Consider the following 22693-nt stretch of genomic DNA (forward strand, 5'->3'; position numbering starts at 1 on the left):
CGGACGGGCTCCTCGCCTCACGGTTGCTTGGTCCAATAGCCGTAGCCGTCCGGGCTGGGCGGCTGGGGCGTGGTGCCTGGCGCCCTGGCCTTGATCACCCGCCAGAGCAAGCCGTCCTGGTACTGCGCGGCCGTGGCGGGGGCGTCGAGCTTGCCGTCCGGCCGGCTGAACTGGGCGAGGTACCAGACGGTGACGGTCTCCCGGGTGATCCGGGCGAGAGCGGGGTCGGCGTTGACGGCGTCGACCAAGGCGGTGGCCGGGTCGGGCTGGTCGGCGGCGGTGCGGTAGGCGTCGAGCAGGCGCGGCACGTCCGCTGGGAAGGCGGCGGTGAGCCGTTGGAGGTACTCGTCGGAGCGCGTGGCGTCCAAGGAGGCCTCGCCGGTCAGCAACTCGGACAGCGCCAGGAAGTCGGTGGCGTCGCTCATGGCGGGCTCCCTCACGCCTCGTCGAAGGAGCCCTGGATCAGCAGCATGGTCATGATGACCTCCGTGGGATGAGGGGGAAGGGCCCGTACGACCGGTTCGACCGGGGCGGCCCGCTGGGACCCGCACGTCGGCGGCGTCACAAGGCCCATCATCACCACGGCGCGGTGCAGGCGGCTGCGCGTGTACGCCTATTCGGATGCCAACCGGCGTCCCGCCCGCCGGCGGGGCGGGAGGCCGGCGGGAGGCGATGGTGCGCCGTGCCCCGGGTCAGCGGACTGAGATGATCCCGGTCAGCCACTTGAAGCTCGGGACGACCAGCGGCTTCCACCTCGACGTCAGGTGCGCGCCGGTGGTCGCGAACGAGGTGACGGTGGTCGGGCTCTTCGCCGCCTGAGTACGAGCGTCATGTGGGCACGTTCTCGCCCTGCCCCTGACGCAGGTCAGAGCCGCAGTCGAGGAATACTGCACATCCGGCACCGGCGAACGCCCTACGTGCATCGGCCGGGTGACCGGGGACTATGACGGAAAACGCCATCCAGAATCACTTTACAAAGTGTAGTCAAAACCTTCCATTTCGGGAGAATATCGCTTGACCGGCCCTTTCGATGATCGAATTTGAGGCGGGTGTCCTGAACCTCGAGGTGCAGGCCACCCGCTTTTCCCAAACAACCGAACCGATAGGCAGTCAGAAAAATAGCTGGCGCGCAGGTCCGCCTCGGACGCGACTGTCCGGCTTGAGGCGAGGAACGCGGCCACATCCGAGTCGGAGCCTGCCAGGGCGGCCTCGGCTGCGCGCTTGACGGCGGGGCCGCTGTCCTTCCACGTCTGCACCGCCGCAACGCGGTCCCCGCCCGGGCCCACGGGCGGGGCACCTCGTCGGCGAAGGCCGGTATGGCCAGCAGGCCGTCGATCGCTTGCCCCAGCTCCTCGCGCGCGGCGGCGTCATCGACTGCCCGGCTTCGTCCTCAAAGACAACCCAGCTGTTGCACGCCGCCGCGGTGCGCTTACCCGCAGCCAGGTCTCCTTCTTCCGGACCTCGACCGCCGCGTCGTCGCGCTCGATCGCCCGGCGGGCGGGCTGCTGCCACGACCAGCCGTGCCGCTTGAGCAGCTACCATGTGCCCTCGACCGTGTAGGAGACGTGGAACAGCCGGCCGATCAGCGTCTTGATCCGCGCGAGCGTCCACCGCTGGTCCGCCCAGCCGTGGGCGAGCGGTCCGCGTTCCAACTCTCGTTCCAGCCTGGCGATCTGGGCCTCACCGAGTCTCGGGCGACCCGGTGATCCCTTCGACTGGACGCCGGCCTCTCCGCTCTCGCGCCAGGCCCTGCGCCACCGCTCGACCGACCGCTCGCTCACTCGGAGCGCGACAGCGATCTCCCTGTTCTTCTCCCCGCCCTCGAAGCGTTCCACGGCCTGCAGCCGGATCCGCTCCCGCGCGGCCCTCTCGGCGTCGGTCAGCCCGCCGCCCTGCGCGTATCTCACGAATCAAGGACTACTGGAGCCCGCCAACCGCTGTCAGGCGAACGACTCCGAAATCGCTCAATCAAGTTCAGTGGTAAAGGACGGATTTCAGCGGCCGCCGCAGCGGTTCTCTGTGATGGGGCTCAGCCAAGGCGAATGAAGTGGGCCACGAACAGGGTGAAGGCCAGGCCAAGCAGGGTGAAGAGCTCGACCGTGAGAATGAATTGGCGAATCCGCCGCAACCGCGCGCTCAACGTTGAACTGTCCCTACTCAACAGGAGAGTGGCGGCGAAGGCCACTGGAACAAGAATCACCGCGGCATCTTTCGCACTGAGTCCCTGCTGGTTTGAGCCGTCGGGTCCTTTGGCCGTCACTGAATTCAGCTCGGCAATGCCACGGAAACAGAGCAAGGATATGGCAAATGCGGTGATCAGCATGGTGAACCAGAGCATGAAAGAGTGAAGCCTGGTCAGCCGCAGAGGAAGCTTGATCCAGATGCGATCATCGCGCTCACGCATCGAGTCCTGCCTCAGGTAGAGCTCGGACGTCCTCACCTCTTCATCGACCTTAGGGCCTTCGATCCGCTGACCCAGGATGTCCCTGGCCTCCGGCCGATGCAGGCGGACAGCAGTGTCGCCGACGCGCACGCTGACATGGTTCGTCTCCGCGTCCGCAAAAGCAATCATTGTGTAGGCCGTCTTACGTAGACCGTCACGCAAAGGAACGGCCGCCTCGTCCCGAGCCTTCGTGAAATAAACGGCCCGCTTTTGGCTCATTTTGATGATGAACGGCCTGTCCGTCGGAACGGTACAGCGAGCAAAAGCCGTCCAGCGAAGCCCGTAGCCGAAGTAGGCAGAAATGAAGGCTCTGGAATTCTTGTCGCCTTTGCGCTGTGCGCGCTTCAAGATTTTGTGCAGCCTAATAAGTATTCCGCAGATCTCCTTACCCGTGGGTAGCTTGTAGTTTTGGAGATAATTGTAGCGGCATGGGAGCTCCCGGAAGAGATAGGGGAGCGAGATCAAAGGGTGTTCGGCACCGCTGACATATTCGGAAATTACATAACCCTTGGAGAGGTCCGCAATCTTATTCGCCACGGTCCGCCAGTCGTCGTAGGACTCCATGATGTACGACGTCAGTTCTTTGTATGACTCTACGACGTCCGACGTCGGCTCTTCGGAAATTGAGGGTTCTTCGAAACTGGAGAGGAGGTACTCCCTCGTCACATCAGACTCCTCCTGCCGGTCCCAGAAGATCAAACTTCTGGGCGAAGGGTGGCGTCGCCTGTTCCAAAGCTCCTCGTAGGAGCTTGTCGGGAAATAGAAGATGGCAGTCAGGAGATCGAGGAGTCCTGGGTTGGATTCATTCCCGTCAAATTCTTTTCTCTCGCAGAGACCGGCCTTGCATGCCAAATGGGCAACGTATTTGGCCTGGATTCTCGCGCTCTCATCAAGCGGGATCCTGTACTGCTCCTTTCCGTCGATGCTGATATGGAGATCGAGGAGCGGGATCGACGGCATGTCAGCAATCGGAAGAATTATAGAAGCACTGTCGGGAGTTGGCCGAAATCTACGATCCAAGGGGAAGCTGAGGATGCTTCTCAGATGCCGGACCGGATCTTCCTCGCAGCCCTGCCTGCAGCCGTCGATCGCACCGAAACTCCCGGAGATGGCCTCTCTGAGAGGTTTGACATGAATTTCCCGGGTGCGCTCCGACCAGAGCGCACTGGAAAGCTCGATCCTTTCAACAGCGCGAAGCCGCCAGGCCTTCGGGTTGCCGAGAAGCGCGACGGCCGCCTCATCAAGCGTTAAGTCCGCAGGAGTGGGCGGCACCGTAGGGCACCACTGGTCATTACTCATGCGCTTGGCCTAATCCGTCTTGCGGAAATCTTTACCCATGGCGAACATGTTAATCATGGCATCTCCTCAGAACAAGCCCATGTTTTCGGTATCGCTATCCAAGGTCGACCTTGACCTTGACCTCGATCTGACGGAAGTGCTAAAGCTGATCGGGTTCATCGCACTCATGGTTCTGCTGGGGCTGATGGCGGCAAACACTAGCGACCTGAAGATCTCCGGGCTGAGCGCGGGCATCACCATGGTCGCGGCGGCATCCGTCGGACTGGTGAACAACCGCTTCATCAGCCTGCTCGCAATTGCTGCCATCGCCGTTTCCACACTCGCGGCCTACTACTTGTTCGCAAGACATCCAAGCCATCTCTCGGCCGGCCTGGCGCTCACCGCACTCATCGCGGCATTCGCAGCACTCTTCTTCAACACGTCTGACATTGCGTTCCCACGGCGCCTCTAGGTCGACATGCAATCCGAACGTGGTGCTGCTCTGGCTGCTTCCTCTCGATGGACACCATCCCCCTACTCGACCCTGCATCGTTCGTTCGCAGGGCGCATCCCGAGACGCCAGCGCTGCCCGGAGCGCCAAGGGGCTGAGCGTCATACAGGGCCGAGTGCGCGCCACGCGGACGCGTTGCTTGAGGATGGTGTTCTCGGCAGTGATCCTTCGGAGCGCCTCCTGAGTCCATTCAGCTTCCAAGTCGCGGACTTGGCCATGAAGTTCGCCAATGCGGGAGCGCTGGGTAAGGATCTCGGCGTGGGCGGATTTGAGGGCGTCCTCGGCGTTCAGAGCCCGCTCGCGCCAGGTCGCCTCGCGCTCCTCGTCCTGATCGGCGACCATCTGGGTCCGGCGTTCGTCGGCTTCGGCCATCGCTGTGGCGACAGCGGCTCTGGCGTCGGGGTGATCGTAGAGGAAGGTTCGGGACACGTTCGCGCGGCGGGCGACGGCAGCAACGCTGACCTGGGTCTTCTCGCGCGCGGAGCCGGGTGATGGCGTCGCGGACCCGTCCGAGGGCGGCGTCGGTGGTGCGGTGGCGGGCGGCAAAGGGGCGCCGTGCGCGGATCGGGGACGGTGGTGGTCACGCGCATCGCTCCTGTTCGTCGGAGGTATCGCCGGCCTGGTCCTGCTCGGCGAGGTCGGCGGCACGGAAGGCGGTGGACAAGACGCCGTGGAAGTAGTCCTGGGGTTTACGCAGGTCGAGGGCGAGGGCGTCGTCGAGGAGGCCGAGTCCGACCAGCGCGCTCTCCAGGCCGTGAATGGCGCGGGCGGTGTGTTCGAAGTAGCGGTGAAGGTAGTCGGCGGTGGCGTCGTCGGGGGCGCCTTCGACCAGCAGCCGCCACTGCTCACGTTTGCGCCGCCAGTAGATGAGGTCGGCACCGGACAGGACGAACTTGTCGCAGTTGTGGCAGTCCAGGTTCCAGAGGCAGGCGCCACCGTCGACGACGGGCTGGAAGGTGCAGAACCCGCCCTCGGCCGGGGTGCTGCGTCGGGACAGGTCGATCGCGAGGGCCTGGGCCTGCTCTCGGGTGAGTGGGGTGGCGGTCTCGGTGAGGAGTTTGCCGGGGTTGGCGGTGCCGGGGCCGGCGACCCAGACGCGTTGGAGGACGTCGTCGAGGTCGGACTGGGTCAGGGTGGACATAATGCTCCGCCATTCGATCGCTGACCTGCCCCATATAGCGGCGGATGTGGGTCAGACTCGCCCCGGCCCTCAGCAGCCGGGTCGCCAGCGTGTGCCGGGCTTGGTGGGCGACGTAGTGGCCGCCCAGGTCGGTGATCCAGTTACGCAGGCCGGTATGGAACCAGGTGTAGGAGGGCGCGACGGCCGTCTGGGTTGAGCATGTCGGTGGGGAACAGGGCCAGGTGAGCACGCTCGGCGGGGGCGGGCGCGCGGCCGGTGTGGCGGACGGCGAAGTGGGCCAGGGTCTTGCGGCGGCGTGCCTCAAGCCGCTCCATGAGCCGGTCGGGGATGCGGATGGCCGCGTTCAGGTTTCCGACCTTGGTCTGGTCGTGCCAGAGCACAGGCAGCCCGCCGTAACGGCCGATGCAGTCCAGCCGCAGCTGGATGGCCTCGTTGGCGCGAGACCTTCCGCAGGGCTTCTTGCATCTCCTGGACCATGCGCTGGTGGTAGTCGCGGTGAAAGACGGACGAGTCCAGGCCGGCCAGGGACGCCACGTCGCAACGCTGGCACTCGTCCGCGAGCGACTGCACCCACGTCAAGTTCCACGCGTGTACCGCGCGGTTCAGTCGACACGGTCGTATTCGTCGTCGATGCCGACCCCCACTCTTCCTGCCGCCTTCAGCGACGGTGGGTAACCGGGGATGGCGAGTTCTGCGATACCGCCGGTCGGGTGATCCCCCGAGGTCAGGGCGGTGGGAGCGATAGGAGATCATGTCGCGACCGGTTGCATGGTCGCCCACCAGGGTTTCGCACGGTAGAGCACAGAGACGAGGCAGGGACATGAAGGTCGCGTTCGGGTGGAAGCTGCACGGGGATGGCCGCGCCCCGCAGCCCGGGGCGGTGGTGAAGCCGGACGAGCGGCTGTCGTGGGGGCGCACGATCGGGCTGGGCGCGCAGCATGTGGTGGCGATGTTCGGCGCCACCTTCGTCGCCCCGGTGCTGATGGGGCTGGACCCGAACCTGGCGGTGATGGTCTCCGGTGTCGCGACGATCTTCTTCCTGCTGGTGACGAGCGGCCGGATCCCGTCCTACCTGGGCTCCAGCCTGTCGTTCGTGGGTGTGGCGGCCGTGATCAAGGCGCAGGGCGGGGATGCGGCGACGCTGACCGGTTCGCTGCTGGTGGTCGGTGCGGTGCTGGCGGCGTGCGGCGCGGTGGTGCAGGGCTTCGGCGCGAAGGTGATCCACACGGTGCTGCCGCCGATCGTGACCGGTGCGGTGGTCATGCTGATCGGTTTCAACCTGGCGCCGGTCGCGGCGGGCGTGTACTGGCCGCAGGACCAGTGGGTGGCGCTGCTGACGATGTTCTTCACGGGGCTTGCCCTGGTGGTGCTGCGGGGGTTCTGGTCGCGGATCGCGATCTTCCTGGGTCTGGTGTTCGGCTACGTGGTGTCCTGGCTGTTCGACCGGATCTTCGGGCAGATCCACTCCGCGGTCGGTGGCGGCGCGGCCGTCGACCACTGGCGCCTCGACTTCTCCGGTGTCGGCAAGGCGGACTGGATCGGCCTGCCCTCGCTGCACGCCCCGAGCTTCTCGCTGTCCGCGATCCTGGTGGCGCTGCCCGTGGTGGTCGCGCTGATCGCCGAGAACGCCGGCCATGTGAAGGCGGTCTCCGAGATGACCGGTGACCCGCTGGACGACAAGATGGGCACCGCGATCATGGCGGACGGCGCGGCCACCGTGCTGTCCACGGCGGTCGGCGGCCCGGCGACCACCACGTACGCGGAGAACATCGGCGTGATGGCGGCGACCCGGGTGTACTCGACGGCGGCGTACTGGTGCGCGGCCGGCTTCGCGATCCTGTTCGGCCTGTGCCCGAAGTTCGGCGCGGTGATCGCGGCGATCCCGGGCGGTGTGCTCGGCGGCATCACGGTGGTGCTGTACGGCATGATCGGCCTGCTCGGCGCGCAGATCTGGATCCACAACAAGGTGGACCTGACCAACCCGCTGAACCTGGTCCCGATCGCGGCGGGCGTGATCGTCGGCATCGGCAACGTCAACCTGAAGATCACCAACAACTTCGAGCTCGGCGGCATCGCCCTGGGCACCCTGATCGTCCTGACCGGCTACCACGTCCTGCGCGCGATGGCCCCGGCCCACCTCAAGCACCCGACGCCGGCCAACGGCCCGCTGCTCGACGAGGGCACCAGCGCCTACGACGACGACAACCGCCCGGAGAGCTGATCCTCCGCGCAACTGCCGGAGCGCCCGGGCCCGTTGAACCCCGCCGACCGCACCATGCCGGTCGGCGGGGTTCGGCGTCCCGGCCGGCGGTCCGTCAACCGCCCGCATCCCGGCCGGCGGTCCGTCAACCGCCCGCATCCCGGCCGGCGGTCCGTCAACCGCCCGCATCCCGACCCGCGGTCCGTCAACCGCCTGCGTCCCGGGCCAGCAGCGCCGCCTGGACGCGGTTGCTGACACCGAGCGCGGTGAGGATCCGGCTGACGTGTGCCTTGACGGTGCTCTCGCGCATCGCGAGGCGCCCGGCGATGTCGGCGTTGGCGAGGCCCTCGGCGAGCAGCGCCAGCACCTCGCGCTCGCGCGGGGTGAGCCGCTCCAGGCGGGCCCGGGCGGCGGTCGCGGCGGTGCGGCCGCTCGCGTGGTAGCGGTCGATGACGCGGCGCGCCGCGGCCGGGTGGAGCATCGCGGAGCCCGCCGCGACCAGGTGGACGGCGCGCAGGATCTCGGCGGGGTCGGTGTCCTTCAGCAGGAACCCGTCCGCGCCGGCGGCCAGCGCGTCGTAGACGTACCGGTCGAGGTCGAAGGTGGTCAGCACGATCACCCTCGGCGCGGCCGGCAGGGCGCGCAGCCGGGCGGTGGCGGTGATGCCGTCCATCCGGGGCATCCGGATGTCGACCAGCGCGACGTCGATCCGGTGGGCGGTGGCCCGCTCCAGCGCCTGGAGGCCGTCGGCGGCCTGCGCGGCCACCTCGATGCCGGGGTCGCCGTCGAGCAGATCGGTCAGGCCGAGACGGACCAGTGCGTCGTCGTCGACGACCAGCGTGCGGATCATGCGGGGCCGTCCTTCGGAGCGGGGTGCGGGAGGCGGGCGGACAGCCGCCAGGAGCCGGTGCCGGCCGGGCCGGCGTCGAGCCGGCCGCCGAGCGCGGTGACGCGTTCGCGCAGGCCCACCAGGCCGTAGCCGGAGTCCACGGCGGTGGACGCGGCGGTGCCCGCGCCGTTGCTGACCTCGACCAGGGTGGCGGGCGGCCGGTAGTCGACCCGGACCTCCACCCGCGCCCCGTCGGCGTGCTTGCGGGCGTTGGTCAGCGCCTCCTGGACGATCCGGTAGGCGGCCAGCCGGTGCGTGGTCGGCGCGTCCGGCGCCCGTCCGGTGACGGTCAGCGCGATCTGCTGCCCGGCGGCGCGGGCGTCCTCGACCAGCGCGGCGACCTCACGGACGGCGGGTGCGTCGGCGGGTGCGGCGTGCGGGTCGTGGAGCGCGCCGAGCACCTCGCGCAGGTCGGTGAGTGCTTCGACGGAGGCGGTGCGCAGGACGGCCAGCCGGTCGGCGACCGGGCCGGGCAGCGCGGCGCCGCGGGTGGCGAGGACGCCGGTGTGCAGGGCGATCAGGCTGAGCCGGTGGGCGAGGACGTCGTGCATCTCGGCGGCGATCCGGGACCGTTCGGCGGCGCGCGCCGCGTCCTCGCGCAGCCGGGTCTCCACCCGCAGCTGTTCGACCTGCCCGGCCAGGGTCTGCACCAGGCGGCGCCGGTTGCCCTGCCACAGGCCGAGCACCAGCCCGAACAGCAGCACCGTCAGCGTGGACAGCCACCGCTGCCCGACCCACACCGAGGCGGCCCGGAGCCCGGCCAGGTTTCCCGCCGGCGCGATCGCCGCGCAGAGCAGCGCGAGCCTGGTGCGCCGGGCCACCGCCAGGTCGAACATCACCACGGCGAGCAGCAGATCGACCAGCCAGCCCCAGCGCGCCGTCATCACCACGGACACCAACGGAGCGGCTGACAGGCGTAATTGAGGAACCGTCAGAATCGCGGCGCAGCTCGCCGCGGCCACGGTGATCGTCAACCGCTCGCTCTCGTCGCCGAGTTGGGCGCTGTTGTGGTTGATCGTCACCACCAGGAATGCCAGCACCGCCGCCCGTCCGGCGGTCGCCCACAGTGGGCTTCTCCACCACGTCACGGCGTCCATGCTAGGCAGTGTTCCCGGTCGGTGGGATCGCCGAACGGCCGTGCGCACCACCGACTTTCGTCGATAGGGACGGCCGCCCGACGGCGGATCGGCGGGGCGCGGCGCGTTCCTAGCGTCGAAGCCATGACCGAGCAGACCACTCCGCCGCCGCGGCCCCGGGCCGACGGCTGGGCGTTCCTCCGCGAAGCCGTTCGCGACCTGCGCACCACCGGCGCGGTCGCCCCCAGCAGCCGGGCTCTCGCCCGGGCCCTGTCCGCCCCGGTGCGGGCCCGCGCCCCGCACCCGATCGACGTCCTGGAGGCCGGCGCGGGCACCGGCGCCGTCACCCGCGTACTGCTGCCCCAACTGCCGCGCGGCGCACGGCTGGACGTGGTGGAGGCCAATCCGCGGTTCGCCGCCCGGCTGCGCGAGCTGGTGGCCGGGCAGAGCGCCGCCCGGGTGGCGGTGCACCAGGCGTACGTGGAGGAACTGGCCACCGACCGGCGCTACGACGTGATCGTCTCCGGCCTGCCGCTGACCAACTTCACGCCCGCGCAGGCCGACCGCATCATGGCCCGCTACCTCGAACTGCTGCACCCTGGCGGGACGTTGACCTGGTTCGCCTACCTCGGCACCCGTCGCGCCCGGGCACTGTTCGCCACGCGCGCCGAGGCCCACCGGCACGCGGCGGTGGAACGCGCCGTGGCCGTCCATCTGCGGGCGGGGGCGACCGGCAGCCGTACGGTGCTGGCGAACCTCCCTCCGGCCCGGGTCTGGCAGCTGCACCTCCCCGGGCGTCCGGAAGGCCCGTCCGGCGCAAGCTCTTGACCTCGCGCCGGGCGCCGCTATCGTCTCCCTCGGCGCATCCGGTCCAGACCAATGACCGCTCTCCCGGCCCCGCCCCGACCGGCCTCCGGAAGAAGCGCCCTGACCCCACATCAGGAAGGTACGGAGATGAAGGCAAACAGGAAGGTGACCGCCGCGATCGGTGCGCTGGTCGCCCCGCTGCTCGGGCTGACCATGTCGGCCGGCACCGCCAACGCCCACGGCTGGGTCACCGACCCGGCCAGTCGGCAGGCGCAGTGCGCCAACGAGGTCGTGGTCTGCGGGCAGATCAAGTACGAACCGCAGAGCGTCGAGGGCCCGAAGGGCCTGTTCAGCTGCAGCGGCGGCCACTCCGAGTACGCCGAGCTGGACGACGACTCCAAGGGCTGGCAGGTCACCAACGTGTCCTCCACCCAGACCTTCAGCTGGCACCTGACGGCCCGTCACGCCACCGCGAACTGGCAGTACTTCATCGGCAGCCAACTGATCGCCCAGTTCTCCGGCAACAACGCCCAGCCCCCGGCGGACGTCAGCCACCAGGTGAACTTCGGCGGCCGCACCGGCCGGCAGAAGGTCCTCGCGGTGTGGAACGTCTCGGACACCGCCAACGCGTTCTACTCCTGCATCGACGTCAACATCGGCGGCACCGGCGGCGGCAACCCCGGTGGCGGCAACGGAAGTTGCACCGCCGCCGGCTGGGATCCGGCCCGGGTCTACAACGGCGGCGACAGCGTCTCCTACGGCAACCACACCTGGCGTGCCAAGTGGTGGACCCAGGGCGAACAGCCCGGCTCCACCGGCCAGTGGGGTGTCTGGGAGGATCTCGGGGCCTGCAAGTAGCCTCCCCGGAACGACACGGCCGCCCGGCGACCCCCTGTGGGGGAGGGTCTCCGGGCGGCCGTCCGAGCGATCAGCCCCGTAGCTTGGCCGCCAGCTTGGCCCACCAGCCCTGGCGCTGCTCCGGCACGGCGCGCACGGGTTCGGCAAGCGGGGCGTACCCGGCGGGCGGGGTGTGCGGAGCGGGCGCGGGGGTGGAGATCACCGGGGCGCTGGCGGTGGTGGTCGGGTCCTGCGGCTGGAGCGCGGTGCGCGGGGTGAAGCTGACCGGCAGCGTGGTCAGGTGCCGCGACATCCAGTTGCCGCGCCACACCAACTCATCCTCCTCGACCGCGAGTTGGAGATCGGGCAGCCGGGTGAGCAGGATGTCGATGCCGGTCTCGGCGATCGCCCGGCCGATCTCCTGGCCGGGGCACTCGTGCGGTCCGCTGCCGAACGCCAGGTGCGAACGGTTGCCGAACAGCGGCTTGTTCAGGTCGGGCCGCACCGCCGGGTCGGCGTTTCCGGCGGCCAGGCCGATCAGCAGCATGTCCCCCGCCTTGATCCTGCGGCCGCCGAGCTCGGTGTCGCCGGTCGCCCAGCGGCCCGGGACCAGCATGAACGGCGGGGCGTCCCACAGGACTTGGTCGAGCGCGTCCGGCAGGGTCATCTGGCCGCCGGACAGGTGGGCGCGGAAGCGGCCGTCGGTGAGGACCATCTTCAGCGTCTCGGCGATCAGGTTGATGGTGGTCTCGTTGGCGGCCAGCAGCACCGAACGCAGGTGCTGAAGCACCTCGTCCTCGCTCAGCGCGGACTCGTGCCGCATCAGCCGGGTGACCAGGTCGGCCCCGGGGTCGGAGCGCTTGCGGTCCATGGTGCGGCGCAGGCATTCGACCACGTACTCGTTGGAGGCGACGGCCGTCTCGGTGCCGCGCACCAGGTCGCGGGCGGCCTCGACCAGCCGCGGGCCGTACTCCTCGGGCATGCCGACGAGTTGGGTCATCACCAGCATCGGCAGGTGCTCGGCGAACTGGGAGACCAATTCGGCCTGCCCGCCGGTGCCGAAGTCGGCGATCAGCTGATCGGCGAAGCGGGTGACGTAGCGCCGCATGCCGCGCCGGTCGAAGCCGTTGAGGCCGTCGGTGACGGCGGTGCGCAGCCGGCGGTGCTCCTCGCCGTCCACGAACGAGCAGGTCGGCTGCCAGGCGATGACCGGCAGCACCGGCGAGTCGGGGGCGACCCGACCCTCCTGGAACTCGGTCCAGCGGCGGGAGTCGCGGGAGAACCGGGACGGGGTGCGCATCGCGGTGAGGTTGGCGGAGTAGCCGAGCACCAGCCAGGCCGGCAGGTCGCCGTGCAGCAGGACGGGCGCGACGTCGCCGTGCTCGGCGCGCAGCTTCTCGTACAGGCCGGACGGGTCGGCCTCGGCCTCCGGCCCGAACAGCCGCCGCAGCTCGTCCTGGTGGAGCGGCGTGGCGCCGTGGGCCGGGCAGCCGGGCGGGGGGACGGCGCCGTTGTACGTGCGCTCTTCGGGGATCACGGGAGCTCTCCAGGAGATCGGGGCGTGCGGGGGCGTCGGCCGACGGGCTGGACGGCGGCCGGCGTGGGGGGCGTCAGCCGACGGGCTGGGCGGCGAGTTCGTACAGGTAGCGCATCAGCGCCATCAGCACATCGCGGCTGGACTCCCGGGAGCGGGCGTCGCACTCGACGATCGGCACGTGCGGCGGCAGGTCGAGCGCGCCGCGCAGTTCGTCGAGCGGGTAGGCCGGGGATTCGGGGAAGGAGTTGACGGCGACGACGAACGGCACGCCGCGGTCCTCCAGCCGGCCCAGGACGTCGAAGCTGACCTCCAGGCGTCGGGTGTCGACCAGCACGACCGCGCCGAGCGCGCCTTCGAACAGGCCGTTCCACAGGAACCAGAAGCGTTCCTGGCCGGGGGTGCCGAAGACGTACAGCACCAGTTGGTCGCTGATGGTGATCCGGCCGAAGTCCATCGCCACGGTGGTGGAGCTCTTGCGTTCCACCCCGGCCAGGTCGTCGATGCCGACGCCGGCCTCGGTCATGGTCTCCTCGGTGGTCAGCGGGCGGATCTCGCTGACCGAACCGACCAGGGTGGTCTTGCCGACTCCGAAGCCGCCGACGATGACGATCTTGACGGCGGTGGCCACGGTGGCCGGGAGCAGTTCGGCCTCGCGCGGCCCGCGCACCGGCTCAGAGCCGCTGAAGTCCATGGATCACTGCCTCCAACAGGGAAAGGTCGGGAAGGGCGGCCGGCGGGATGGGGGCACGGGCCTCGATCCGGTGCGCGGCGAACAGGTCGGCCAGCATGACGATGACCAGGCTGTTCGGCAGCCGCAGGTACGCGGAGACCTCGGCCACCGAGAGCGGCGAGCCGCAGATCCGCAGGATCGCCGCGTGCTCGGGCTGCATGGTGGGCTCGGGCCGGGAACGGGCGATGATCAGCGTGACCAGGTCGAAGTCCGTGCTGTGCTGACCGTCGAGGCCCCCGCTGATCACGAAGAACCGCTCGGGGCCGCTCTGTTCCCAGTCCTGGTTGCTCATCGGGGGCCCCGACTCACGCGAGCTGTTCGCCGGTGCGGGCCGGTGTGGTGAGGTGCTCGCCGATCCGCGCGACCAGGTCGCGCATGCGCTGGCCGACCAGTCCGGCGTCCACGCCCTCGTCGGCGAGCACCGCGAGGAACGCCCGGGATCCGGCCGCCATCAGGTAGAAGAATCCGCCGCCGACCTCGATCACCACCAGCCGCATCCGCCCGTCGCCGTGCGGGAACTCGTTGCCCACCGCGTGCGCCAGGCTCTGCAGTCCGGCGCAGGCCGCGGCCAGCCGGTCGGCGGTGTCCGGGTCGGTGCCGTACTGGGCCAGCCGCAGGCCGTCGGCCGACAGGACGATGGCGTGCCGCGCGTACGGGACACTCTCCGCGAGGTCCCTGAGCATCCAGTCCATGTTGGTCCGTTGCTGAATCACTTCTCGCCTTTCCCTGCTGACTGTTCACTGGCGTGCTGGCCGTCCGCCGGGCCGCCGGTCGTGGTGCCGTTGATCCCTTCGGTGAACGCGGCCAGCCACAGGCCGGGCTGGACCGGCTCGGCGGCGGGTGCGGGTGCGGGTGCGGGTGCGGGCACGGGGGCCTGCCGCAGCCGGCGGGCGCCCGGGCCGCGCAGCTGCGTGGGGTGGCGGCGGCGCTGCGGCAGACCGTTGGCGGTGCGCTCGGTCACCACCGGGTAGTCGTCCTCGCCCGGGGACGGCGCGGACATCCACGGCCGGCTTCCGGCGGACGGGAAGGCCGAGGCGGCGGCGAATCCGCCGGACGGGGTGTGGGTCGGGGCGGACGGGACGGGGGCCGCTGCCGGGCTGTGACCGGCGGCCGGCTCCTCGGCGGGCGGGCTCCACACCGGGTTCTCCGATTGCCTGGCGGCCCTGCGGTCCGCCATCGGGTGACCGGTGGCCATCCGGCCGATGCCGTGGGCGCGGCTGGGCGCGGGCGCGGTGGTGATGTAGCGCTGCGGGACGATCAGCACGGCGCGCACGCCGCCGTACGCGGACGGGCGCAGCGAGACCTGGAAGCCGTAGGCGCGGGAGAGTCGGCCGACCACCGCGAGGCCGAGTCGCGGGGTCTCGCCGAGGTCGTTGAGGTCGATGCCGGACTGGGCCTTCTCCAGCATCCGTTCGGCCCGGGCGCGGCCCTCCTCGCCGAGGCTGAGGCCGCCGTCCTCGATCTCGATCGCGATGCCGGTCTGCACCTCGACCGCGGTGAGGTGGACGTTGGTCTGCGGCGGCGAGTAGCGGGTGGCGTTGTCGAGCAGTTCGGCCAGCGCGTGGATCAGCGGTTCGACGGCGGGGCCGACGATGGCGACCTCGGAGACCGGGTGCAGTTCGACCCGGCGGAAGTCGAGGATCCGGGACATGCCGCCGCGCAGCACGCTGTACAGCGGGACGGGCCGGCTCCACTGGCGGCCGGGGCGGGCGCCGCCGAGCACGGCGATCGAGTCGGCGAGGCGGCCGATCAGCGCGTTGCCGTGGTCGAGGACCAGCAGGTCGTTGAAGACGGCGGGCAGGTCGCCGTGCCGCATCTCCATCTCCCGCATGTCGACGGCCTGCCGGTGGACGATCGCCTGCACGCGGCGGGCGATGTTCACGAACGCGCGCTGGGCGGACTCGCGCATCGCCTCCTCGTTGTCGACGGCGTTGAGGACGGAGCGCACCACGGCGTGCCGGGCCTCGTGGAAGTCCTCGCCGACGTTGGCCAGGTGGCGCTGCTCGTAGGAGCGGAGCACGTCGGTGATGAACTCGCCGCGCTGGAGCCGGTCGATCGCCTCGGGCAGCTCGTGTTTGGCCAGGTGGATCATGCCGGCCTGCTGGCGGGCCAGCCGCTGGAGCACCTCCTCCTCCTGCCGGGCGCTGTCCGCGCGGGCCTGCTCCAACGCCCGTCCCCGGCGCACCGCTTCGAGGCCGGCCGCCGCCACGGCCGCGGCGCCCACCAGACCGCACAGCAGGATCCCCGAGATCGCCTGCCCGGGCCCGGCGGTCGCGGCGAGAGCCGCCGTCGCGCCGATCACGACCGCGGGCAGCAGGCCGACGAGTACGGCTGCGGGCAGCCGGTTTCCTGGCGACGATCCGGGTCGAAGCATCGGTGTCCTCATACGGTCAAAGGGATGGAAACGCGAGTCCGGGCGGTGCGGCGGGGCCCGGGCGCGAAGCAGCATAGCCGGTGTCCGACCGTGCTGATGGTTCGTCAGCATCCCTTTCCACCAGCAGAGTTGTCCTGCTGGCGGCGGGTGTCGCACACCCCGCGGAACGGTTCGTGCGCCCCTCGCCGGGGCTCTTAGGCTTGTCGCACCAGGCACCCCGCGGCAGCCTCCCACCCCGGATTCACCCGGACGAGCGGCAGTCGCGGCGATCCTTCACCGCCACGCCCCGGATGCTGCTAGGGCCGCGCTCGGCGGTGACAACGACGCGGCCCGCACCCCCGTCGAGGAGGAACGAGCCGTGATCGCCATATTACTGACGGATGATCAGTTCGTCATATTCATGCCGCACACTCACCTGCCGGCGGGCCGCACCTCACCGCCCGTTCACCCCGCGGGGTAGGCAGCCGGGCGACCCTCGATCGTCCTGCCCAGCGGAGATCATCGTGCCTCATGTACCGCCCAGTAAGCACCAATTGACGGCCCGTCGCACGCTGCTGCGCGCCGGCCTGGCCACCGCGGCCCCGCTTCCGGGAACCATCGGTCAGGCCGTCGAGGCCTCGGCCGCCGCCCCGGACCAGGTGATCACCCTGACCGCCCAACTACCCACCGGATCACCGGACTTCGTCCACCTGCCGTTCGAAGTCCCGCGTGGAGTACGGGAGATCAAGGTCTCCTACCGCTACGACCGGCCCCCCGTCCCGCCCGGCACGCCCGGCAACTCCTGCGACATCGGCATCTTCGACGAACGCGGCACCTCCCTCGGCGGCGAGGGCTTCCGGGGATGGTCGGGCGGCTTCCGCACCGAGTTCAGTCTGTCCCGCGAGACCGCCACCCCCGGCTACCTGCCCGGGCCGATCAATCCCGGCACCTGGCACATCGTGCTCGGCCCCTACCAGATCGCCCCCGCCGGACTGACCTGCACCGTGCAGGTCACCCTCCGGTTCGGCACCCCCGGCCCGGCCTTCGTCCCCGCCTACCCGCCGGAGCGGGCCCGCGGCCGCGGCCGGGCCTGGTACCGGGGCGACTGCCACCTGCACACGGTGCACTCCGACGGCCGCCGACTGCCCGCCGAGGTCGCCGCCGGGGCGCGCGTCGCCGGCCTCGACTTCATCGTCTCCACCGACCACAACACCTCCTCCTCACACGGAAGTTGGGGCCCACTGGCCGGCCCCGACCTGCTGATCCTCCCCGGCGAGGAGGTCACCACCCGCAACGGCCACTGGCTGGCCCTCGGCCTGGCACCCGGCCAGTTCGTCGACTGGCGCTACCGGGCCCGCGACGACCAGTTCCCCCGCTTCGCCCGCCAGGTCCACCGCTCCGGCGGCCTCGTCGTCGCCGCCCACCCTTACTGCCCCTACGTCGCCTGCCAGTGGAAGTTCGGCTACCAGGACACCGACGCCGTCGAGGTGTGGAACGGCCCCTGGACGTACGACGACGAATCCGCCCTCGACACCTGGGACGCCAACCTCGCCACCGCCCTGCGCCAAGGCCGCGACTGGCTACCCGCCCTCGGCAACAGCGACGCCCACAGCGCCCCACAACCCATCGGCACCCCGCACAACGTCGTCCTCGCCGACGACCTCCACCGCACCGCCGTCCTCGCCGCCCTCCGCGCCGGCCACAGCTGGCTCGCCGAATCCGCCGCCGTCACCCTGGAGTTCACCGCCACCGGCCACGGCCGCCAGGCCACCATCGGCGAACGCCTCACCGTCCCCGCCGACGCCCCCGTGGACATCCGCCTCACCGTCACCGGCGTCCCCAACGGCACCGTCCGCCTGATCACCGACGAGGGCCAGCTCCACCAGGAATCCCTCCCCACCACCGGCACCGGCACCGTCACCTGGCGTACCACCGCCTCCCTGGCCACCTACGTCCGCGCCGAAGTCCGCCACCCCAAACCCGACGGCACCCCGGGCAAGGGCAACTCCCTGGGCCCCGACCTGCCCTGGGGGCCGATGGCAGCACTCACCAACCCGATTGTGCTGCACATCTCTTGACGCACCGCACCCAACCTCCGAACGAGCGAACCCGACTGATTGCTCTGCCGACCCGGCTCCACGAAGCAGCGCAGAGCCGGGCCTGACCACACAAAGGCCATCACGCCTGCCGCGCCCCGCGTCAGCACGGCACGGCTCAGTAGCTGTTTCTCTGACCCGGGTGGTGGCGAGTTCGGTCTGGCTCACCAGCCCGGCCAGCGGCGCGGTCGGCGTTTGGAAGGCGGCGTGGACGTGGCGGGGGCGGACGGCAGTGGTGTGGCCGAGGTTGGTGGGGTCCTCCAGGTACAGGGCCGGCGTGCCGGGACTCCTTGGCTGGCGGCGGTCACGGGCGGGCCGGTGGTGGCAGACTGGCCGGTGAACGCTGGTGGTGGTGAGGAGAGTTGACAGTGAGCGAGCGCGGTCCGGTGGTGTTCCTGCTGGTGGGGCTCACCGGTTCGGGGAAGACCACCTATGCCCAGCGGGAGCTGGAGCCGCGGGGAGCGGTGCGTCTGTCGGTGGACGAGGTCGTCCACGAGCGGCACGGTCGGTACGGTGTCGACTACCCGGAGCACGCCTACTTCGACAAGGAAGCCCCAGTCGTCGCCGAGCTGCACGACCGGCTGGTCGAGCTGGTCGGCGAGGGCCGGGACGTGGTGTGGGACCACGGACTGTGGCCGCGCAAGGACCGCGACGCGATGAAGCAGTTGGTGGAGTCGGCCGGCGGGCGGTGGCGGCTACTGTACTTCCCGGTCGCGCGAGAGGAGCTGCTGCGCAGGCTGGCCGAGCGCAACCAACGAGGCGACGCGAACGCGCTGATCGTGACGCCGCAGGCCCTCGACGACTTCTTCGCCCGCTTCGAGGCGCCTCACGGCGAGGGCGAGGAGATCGTCAAGCCGGGCCGGCTCTGACCCGGCGGGCGCCAGGTGGTGGTGATCCGAGCGGCTTCGGCGGCCCAGCCGTCCGGCAGGCGGTCGAGGGTGGCATGCCGGAAGGCAAGGCGGGGGTCGGAGACGTCGATGCGGCCGTGGTGCCGGTCGATGTGCTGTAGCAGCCGGGCGGCCTCGGTCCGTACGGCTGGGGTGTGCTCGGTCCAGATGCCGGAGGTGAATCGCTCGACGCGACGGCGCAGGTCATCCAGGACACCGGCGCGCCACTTGAAGTGGTGCACACACGCGAGTGCGTGCGGGTCGGGCCTGCGGCCGGGGGCGCGGTGGTTGCCTGAGGCGAGGGCGACGTCCGAGAGGGCAAGGACGATCTTGCGGGGGTCTCCGCGCAGGAGGCGGTGGGTGAGGTGTCCGCCGATCGGGAAGGCACGGTCGAGCCCGATCTCAGGGCGCCAGAGGCCGAGGCGGCCATCGGCACTCACGCGGTCGAGCATCAGCCCGCCCACCACCGCTCGACCGTTCTCCTCCGCCATCGTGGTCACCTCGCTGAGCGGGGCCGGGTAGGTGTGGAACTCGTCGGAGTCGGCGATCAGGTGCCAGCCGGGGCCGGCCTGTTCGCGCAGCGCGTCGCGCAGTTCGGTGTTGGTGTGCTCGTGCCACGGGCCCGTGCTGACCTGAGGGCTGGGGAGGTCGAGTTCCCGAGCGGTGGCCAGCAGTTGGCGGCGCCAAGCGTCGGGGACGTGGTCGGGGAAGTGGAAGGCGAGGTGGAAGCTCTCGATGCCGAGCCGGCGGTAGTGGGCGGTCCAGGCGGTCAGGAGGGCCGGTTCGACCGCTCCGATCACCGCGACCAGGGCGGGCGTCATCGGCACTCCTTCGTCAGGTGGTCGTAGGTGTCGGTGCGGTAGGCGGTCTGCTCGGCGGCCGTAGGCATGTCCAGCGCTCCGGATGCCTGCGGTCCTGGCCGGTCGAGAGCCTCGGTGACAAGCCGGTCCAACACATCGGCGAGGGCTTCCGGGTCGCTGACCGGGAAGAGCCGGGCCCACCGCTGGTCGGCCAACTGCTCGGTCAGGTCCGGGTCGTGGTCGGAGAGGATCAACGGGACCCCGAGCCGGGCAGCGTCCATGACCAGTCCGGACTCCTTGCCCACGCCGGGGCACCGATCCACCACAGCGGCGTTGGCAGCGGCGTACACCAGCCGCAGCACCTGCTCGTCAACCGGGCCAGGCACGATGTGGAGGGTCACCTGGCGCAGTTGGCGCCACCGGGCAAGCAGGTTCTCGTCCAGCGGGGTGCCGCACACCAGGACGTGCAGCGGCCGGGTGAGGCGGGCGAGGGCACCGTCGATGGTGGCGATGTCCTTGTACGGCCACCAGCCACCGACCAGGCACACCGCCGTCGCGTCGGCGGAAATGGCGAAGGCGGCGCGGGCACCCTCGCGTTCGGCCTCGGTCAGCCGTCGGCCGTCATCGACCGCGAAGCTCCGCACCTGGCCGCGCAGACGGGGGAAGGCCGACGCGAGCTGGTCGCGGACAGCGGCGGTCGGGTACAGCGCGACCGTGCGCCTCTCCCATCGGCGGGCGAGCCGGCCGAGCAGCCGGACGGGCAGGTCCTCGGCGGTGACCAGCTCGTGGATGAACCGCAGGTGCGGGGTGCCGCCGAGCAGGGCGGCGGCACCGTGCAGGGCCTCGCTCGCGCTGAGGATCACCACCGCTGCCGGGCGCGGGGCGAAGCGGCGAGCGGTTCGAAGGCAGGCGGCTTCGGTCAGGCACCGGGCGATCAGAGTGAACTGGTGCGGAAGCCGACGGACCTTCACCGACCAGCTTCGTGAGTCGAAGACCTGCTGACCGGTGACCGAGAAGCGAGCCGCCGCTCGCGCCGCGGCCAGCAAGGCCTTCGCCGCCGAACCAGTCGGCCCGGCAGCAACGCACGCGCCGGCCCGCACCAGCGGACCCGGGCCGCCAGCGATCCCCTCCAGGGCGATGACCAGGGCACCCGGGTAAGCGGCGGCGAGCGCGGTCAGCGAGCGCTGGTGGTGCCCACCGCCTCGGTGGGCGTACGGCTCGATCAGGACCAACGGCCCGGAACGGGCGCTCACCCGGCGACCGCCTGCGCGCCGTGCAGCGCGATGAAGTGCTGGTACAGCCAGGGCGGGTCGTTGAGCGTCTCGAACTGCTTCGGGTCGCGGGCCGCCATGTGGGCGAAGTCGAGGCCGTCGCGGGCGCCGGCCGCCGCGAAGTCGGCGAAGTCGCCGTCCGTGCTGGCCGCCCAGGCGTCGATGCGCTCGCGGGCGGAGGCGCCGGTCATGCCGTACTCGCTGCCGCGGGCGAGCATCGCGCACTCGCGAAAGCCCGCCTTCCAGGCGTGGAACGGGGTCTGGTTGAACAGCGTGGTCCCGGCGGTGACCCGGCTGAACTCGACGCGTCCGGGCAACGCGGCCAGCACATCGACGGCCTGACCCATCTCCCGCAGCGCGCTGGTGCGGATGAGCTTGAGTCCACCGTAGCCGTAGGTGAGGCCATTGACCGGGTTGACGGCCTGCCAGACCCGCATCGACACTCCGTCGGTCAGCGGCTCCACCGTGGCGGTGGGAAACTCGGGGTCGATGGCGAAGTCGCCGTCGGCCAGGAAGAACTGGTCGGTGTCGACCAGTTCGGCGGTGAGCCGGTAGGCGCGTCGCATCCCGCGCACGCCATGCAGGCGCTTGACATTGCCACCGAGTACCCCGGTGAGGCGGGTGTGAAGGAAGTCGGCCAGTGGCTCGTCGTAGGACAGTTGGACGGCGTCGAAGCCGGTCACTTGATCGCCTCCAGGTAGTCGGCGGCCACTGCGGCGGGCGTGAGCTCGGTGGTGGAGGCGTGCGCGCGCCCGGCGTGTACCAGATAGAACTCGGGGTCGGTGACGAGGCGTTCGGCGATCCGGACGGCCTGGTCATCGGTGTCGAAATGCAGCTCAGGGTCGATGTGCTCGGCCAGCCGGCCGCTACGCGGGCCGATGACGGGCAGGCCCATCGCCTGGCAGTCGATCACCGACATGGACCAGGGGCATCCGGGCCGGAAGGGCGCCATGCCGAAGTCGGCGCCGGCCAGCAGGTTGCGGTAGCGGATGCGGTCACCGCGGTCGGAGGCGATCGCGACGCCGTCCACGGAAGCGAGCTCCTCCAAGTGCCGCTCGGGGCTGGGGTCCAGGCGGATCCGCTCGGGGCTGCGTGTGCCGAACAGGTCCATCACAGTGAGCCGCACCGGAGCCTCGGCGACGAGGCGGCGGGCGAGCTGAGTGAAGCGGGCGGTGCCGTAGTGGGCGTACAGGCGGTGGTTGTAGACACCGGTGGCGCGGCCCTGAGGCGGGACGATCTCGGCCGGGTCGCGCACCAGGCGCTCGTCCCTCGGTGCGGGGACCACGTGCAGTTTCTCGGCGAGCTCAACTCCCGTGCGGGCGGCGACAGCGGCGGTCCACGACGCGGCGGTGCCGGAGTGGACCAGGACGCGGTCGCAGGCCGCCAGGCCGGCGGCGAAGGCCAGCAGCACACTGCGGCCGAGCCCGCCGCCGTTCATTGCCGGGTCCAACTCCAACTGGCCGGTTTCGGTGAAGGAGAACGGCAGGTAATGGCAGTAGCCGGCGATCAGCGCGTCCACACCGGCTTCCAGGAGCGCGGCGCGGATCGCGGGTGCGGCCTCGATCTGGTTGGCTACCACGACCTCGGGCTGGTGACGGCGGAACAGCCGCACCAGGGTGCCCATGCCCGGGTTGAAGCGGGCCCGGTACTTGGTGGACGGCGACGTGGTCCGAGTGAAGTGCACGCGCTCGTCGCCGGTCGGGACCGGGGAGGCCACGGTCACCTCCACTCCGGCATCCGCCAGGGCGGGGGCGAGCAGGTCGGCGAAGGTGAAGCCGGAGTCAGCGGTCAGGCGGCTGGAGTTGGAGACGTTGAGCAAGTACAGCAGGCGCATCGC

Annotated in this window: 24 protein-coding genes and 2 pseudogenes; 8 read left to right on the forward strand and 18 right to left on the reverse strand. The window is 70.4% G+C overall.

The window, feature by feature from the left end; all coding sequences use genetic code 11:
• Positions 1-17: 17 nt before the first annotated feature.
• Positions 18-425 (reverse strand): sugar dehydrogenase complex small subunit, encoded by a 408-nt coding sequence (locus ACZ6R9_RS17805; protein WP_465538815.1) that lies wholly within the window; start codon positions 423-425, stop codon positions 18-20.
• 430 nt (positions 426-855) lie between these two features.
• On the opposite strand from ACZ6R9_RS17805, the gene ACZ6R9_RS17810 reads away from it, so the two are divergent.
• The gene (locus tag ACZ6R9_RS17810; RefSeq protein ID WP_465538858.1) at positions 856-984 is read left to right on the forward strand and encodes a hypothetical protein; all 129 of its coding nucleotides are present in this window, start codon (positions 856-858) and stop codon (positions 982-984) included.
• Here the strand turns inward: ACZ6R9_RS17810 and ACZ6R9_RS17815 are convergent.
• The 3 genes and pseudogenes from ACZ6R9_RS17815 to ACZ6R9_RS17825 form a co-directional block, all read right to left on the reverse strand.
• Entirely contained in the window at positions 972-1286 is a 315-nt protein-coding gene (locus ACZ6R9_RS17815; protein ID WP_465538816.1) for an ALF repeat-containing protein, read from the reverse strand. The genes ACZ6R9_RS17810 and ACZ6R9_RS17815 overlap by 13 nt on opposite strands.
• Positions 1258-1907: pseudogene (locus ACZ6R9_RS17820) on the reverse strand (winged helix-turn-helix domain-containing protein); the annotation flags it as partial. The gene ACZ6R9_RS17815 and the pseudogene ACZ6R9_RS17820, both read right to left, overlap by 29 nt.
• 122 nt (positions 1908-2029) lie before the next feature.
• Positions 2030-3742: a hypothetical protein gene (locus ACZ6R9_RS17825; RefSeq protein ID WP_465538817.1), complete on the reverse strand. Its 1713-nt coding sequence runs from the start codon at positions 3740-3742 to the stop codon at positions 2030-2032.
• Between the two features lie 55 nt (positions 3743-3797).
• Between ACZ6R9_RS17825 and ACZ6R9_RS17830 the strand changes: the two genes are divergently transcribed.
• Both ACZ6R9_RS17830 and ACZ6R9_RS17835 read left to right on the forward strand, forming a co-directional pair.
• Positions 3798-4193 (forward strand): hypothetical protein, encoded by a 396-nt coding sequence (locus tag ACZ6R9_RS17830; protein ID WP_465538818.1) that lies wholly within the window; start codon positions 3798-3800, stop codon positions 4191-4193.
• Between the two features lie 255 nt (positions 4194-4448).
• Positions 4449-4724, forward strand: a complete 276-nt coding sequence (locus ACZ6R9_RS17835; RefSeq protein WP_465538819.1) for a hypothetical protein — start codon at positions 4449-4451, stop codon at positions 4722-4724.
• Between the two features lie 88 nt (positions 4725-4812).
• On the opposite strand, the gene ACZ6R9_RS17840 is transcribed toward ACZ6R9_RS17835, so the two are convergent.
• The 3 genes and pseudogenes from ACZ6R9_RS17840 to ACZ6R9_RS17850 all read right to left on the reverse strand — a co-directional run bounded on the left by ACZ6R9_RS17840 (position 4813) and on the right by ACZ6R9_RS17850 (position 5753).
• Positions 4813-5373 carry a hypothetical protein gene (locus tag ACZ6R9_RS17840; protein ID WP_465538820.1) on the reverse strand — a complete coding sequence of 187 codons (561 nt, stop codon included), beginning with the start codon at positions 5371-5373 and terminating at the stop codon, positions 4813-4815.
• A 46-nt stretch (positions 5374-5419) separates the two neighbouring features.
• Positions 5420-5602, reverse strand: a pseudogene (locus ACZ6R9_RS17845) (hypothetical protein); the annotation flags it as partial.
• Entirely contained in the window at positions 5514-5753 is a 240-nt protein-coding gene (locus ACZ6R9_RS17850) for a hypothetical protein (protein WP_465538821.1), read from the reverse strand. The gene ACZ6R9_RS17850 and the pseudogene ACZ6R9_RS17845, both read right to left, overlap by 89 nt.
• A 440-nt stretch (positions 5754-6193) precedes the next feature.
• On the opposite strand from ACZ6R9_RS17850, the gene ACZ6R9_RS17855 reads away from it, so the two are divergent.
• Positions 6194-7594, forward strand: coding sequence for a uracil-xanthine permease family protein (locus ACZ6R9_RS17855; RefSeq protein WP_465538822.1), 1401 nt, complete (start codon positions 6194-6196; stop codon positions 7592-7594).
• A 184-nt stretch (positions 7595-7778) separates the two neighbouring features.
• Here ACZ6R9_RS17855 and ACZ6R9_RS17860 read toward each other — a convergent pair whose 3' ends face one another.
• The gene (locus ACZ6R9_RS17860; RefSeq protein ID WP_380485316.1) at positions 7779-8423 is read right to left on the reverse strand and encodes a response regulator; all 645 of its coding nucleotides are present in this window, start codon (positions 8421-8423) and stop codon (positions 7779-7781) included.
• Entirely contained in the window at positions 8420-9559 is a 1140-nt protein-coding gene (locus tag ACZ6R9_RS17865; protein WP_465538823.1) for a sensor histidine kinase, read from the reverse strand. The genes ACZ6R9_RS17860 and ACZ6R9_RS17865 overlap by 4 nt, the downstream gene beginning before the upstream one ends.
• Positions 9560-9682: 123 nt before the next feature.
• On the opposite strand from ACZ6R9_RS17865, the gene ACZ6R9_RS17870 reads away from it, so the two are divergent.
• Both ACZ6R9_RS17870 and ACZ6R9_RS17875 read left to right on the forward strand, forming a co-directional pair.
• The gene (locus ACZ6R9_RS17870) at positions 9683-10366 is read left to right on the forward strand and encodes a class I SAM-dependent methyltransferase (protein ID WP_465538824.1); all 684 of its coding nucleotides are present in this window, start codon (positions 9683-9685) and stop codon (positions 10364-10366) included.
• 126 nt (positions 10367-10492) lie between these two features.
• Positions 10493-11203, forward strand: a complete 711-nt coding sequence (locus tag ACZ6R9_RS17875; protein WP_465538825.1) for a lytic polysaccharide monooxygenase — start codon at positions 10493-10495, stop codon at positions 11201-11203.
• Between the two features lie 70 nt (positions 11204-11273).
• Here ACZ6R9_RS17875 and ACZ6R9_RS17880 read toward each other — a convergent pair whose 3' ends face one another.
• The 5 genes from ACZ6R9_RS17880 to ACZ6R9_RS17900 form a co-directional block, all read right to left on the reverse strand.
• Positions 11274-12719 carry a cytochrome P450 gene (locus ACZ6R9_RS17880; protein ID WP_380485324.1) on the reverse strand — a complete coding sequence of 482 codons (1446 nt, stop codon included), beginning with the start codon at positions 12717-12719 and terminating at the stop codon, positions 11274-11276.
• Positions 12720-12792: 73 nt separating this feature from the next.
• A complete protein-coding gene (locus tag ACZ6R9_RS17885; RefSeq protein WP_380485326.1) occupies positions 12793-13410 on the reverse strand; it encodes a GTP-binding protein in 618 nt (205 codons plus the stop codon).
• Positions 13391-13741 carry a DUF742 domain-containing protein gene (locus ACZ6R9_RS17890; RefSeq protein WP_380485328.1) on the reverse strand — a complete coding sequence of 117 codons (351 nt, stop codon included), beginning with the start codon at positions 13739-13741 and terminating at the stop codon, positions 13391-13393. The genes ACZ6R9_RS17885 and ACZ6R9_RS17890 overlap by 20 nt, the downstream gene beginning before the upstream one ends.
• A 13-nt stretch (positions 13742-13754) precedes the next feature.
• Positions 13755-14162: a roadblock/LC7 domain-containing protein gene (locus ACZ6R9_RS17895; RefSeq protein ID WP_380485331.1), complete on the reverse strand. Its 408-nt coding sequence runs from the start codon at positions 14160-14162 to the stop codon at positions 13755-13757.
• Entirely contained in the window at positions 14159-15823 is a 1665-nt protein-coding gene (locus ACZ6R9_RS17900) for an ATP-binding protein (protein ID WP_380485333.1), read from the reverse strand. Before ACZ6R9_RS17900 ends, ACZ6R9_RS17895 begins: the two co-directional genes overlap by 4 nt.
• Positions 15824-16356: 533 nt before the next feature.
• Here ACZ6R9_RS17900 and ACZ6R9_RS17905 point away from each other — a divergent pair.
• Positions 16357-17880 (forward strand): CehA/McbA family metallohydrolase, encoded by a 1524-nt coding sequence (locus ACZ6R9_RS17905; RefSeq protein WP_465538826.1) that lies wholly within the window; start codon positions 16357-16359, stop codon positions 17878-17880.
• A 386-nt stretch (positions 17881-18266) separates the two neighbouring features.
• Positions 18267-18767: a P-loop nucleotide/nucleoside kinase family protein gene (locus ACZ6R9_RS17910; RefSeq protein WP_380485337.1), complete on the forward strand. Its 501-nt coding sequence runs from the start codon at positions 18267-18269 to the stop codon at positions 18765-18767.
• Here ACZ6R9_RS17910 and ACZ6R9_RS17915 read toward each other — a convergent pair.
• The 4 genes from ACZ6R9_RS17915 to ACZ6R9_RS17930 are packed head-to-tail and all read right to left on the reverse strand — an operon-like array spanning position 18725 to position 22690.
• Entirely contained in the window at positions 18725-19606 is an 882-nt protein-coding gene (locus tag ACZ6R9_RS17915) for a glycosyltransferase family protein (RefSeq protein ID WP_465538827.1), read from the reverse strand. The two genes, ACZ6R9_RS17910 and ACZ6R9_RS17915, sit on opposite strands and share 43 nt — an antisense overlap.
• Complete coding sequence (locus ACZ6R9_RS17920) at positions 19603-20838, reverse strand: glycosyltransferase (protein ID WP_465538828.1); 1236 nt, start codon at positions 20836-20838, stop codon at positions 19603-19605. Before ACZ6R9_RS17920 ends, ACZ6R9_RS17915 begins: the two co-directional genes overlap by 4 nt.
• Complete coding sequence (locus ACZ6R9_RS17925; protein WP_465538829.1) at positions 20835-21539, reverse strand: hypothetical protein; 705 nt, start codon at positions 21537-21539, stop codon at positions 20835-20837. Before ACZ6R9_RS17925 ends, ACZ6R9_RS17920 begins: the two co-directional genes overlap by 4 nt.
• Positions 21536-22690, reverse strand: a complete 1155-nt coding sequence (locus ACZ6R9_RS17930; protein WP_465538830.1) for a glycosyltransferase — start codon at positions 22688-22690, stop codon at positions 21536-21538. Before ACZ6R9_RS17930 ends, ACZ6R9_RS17925 begins: the two co-directional genes overlap by 4 nt.
• Positions 22691-22693 lie beyond the last annotated feature (3 nt).

This window comes from Kitasatospora sp. NPDC048662 (genome assembly GCF_055587065.1).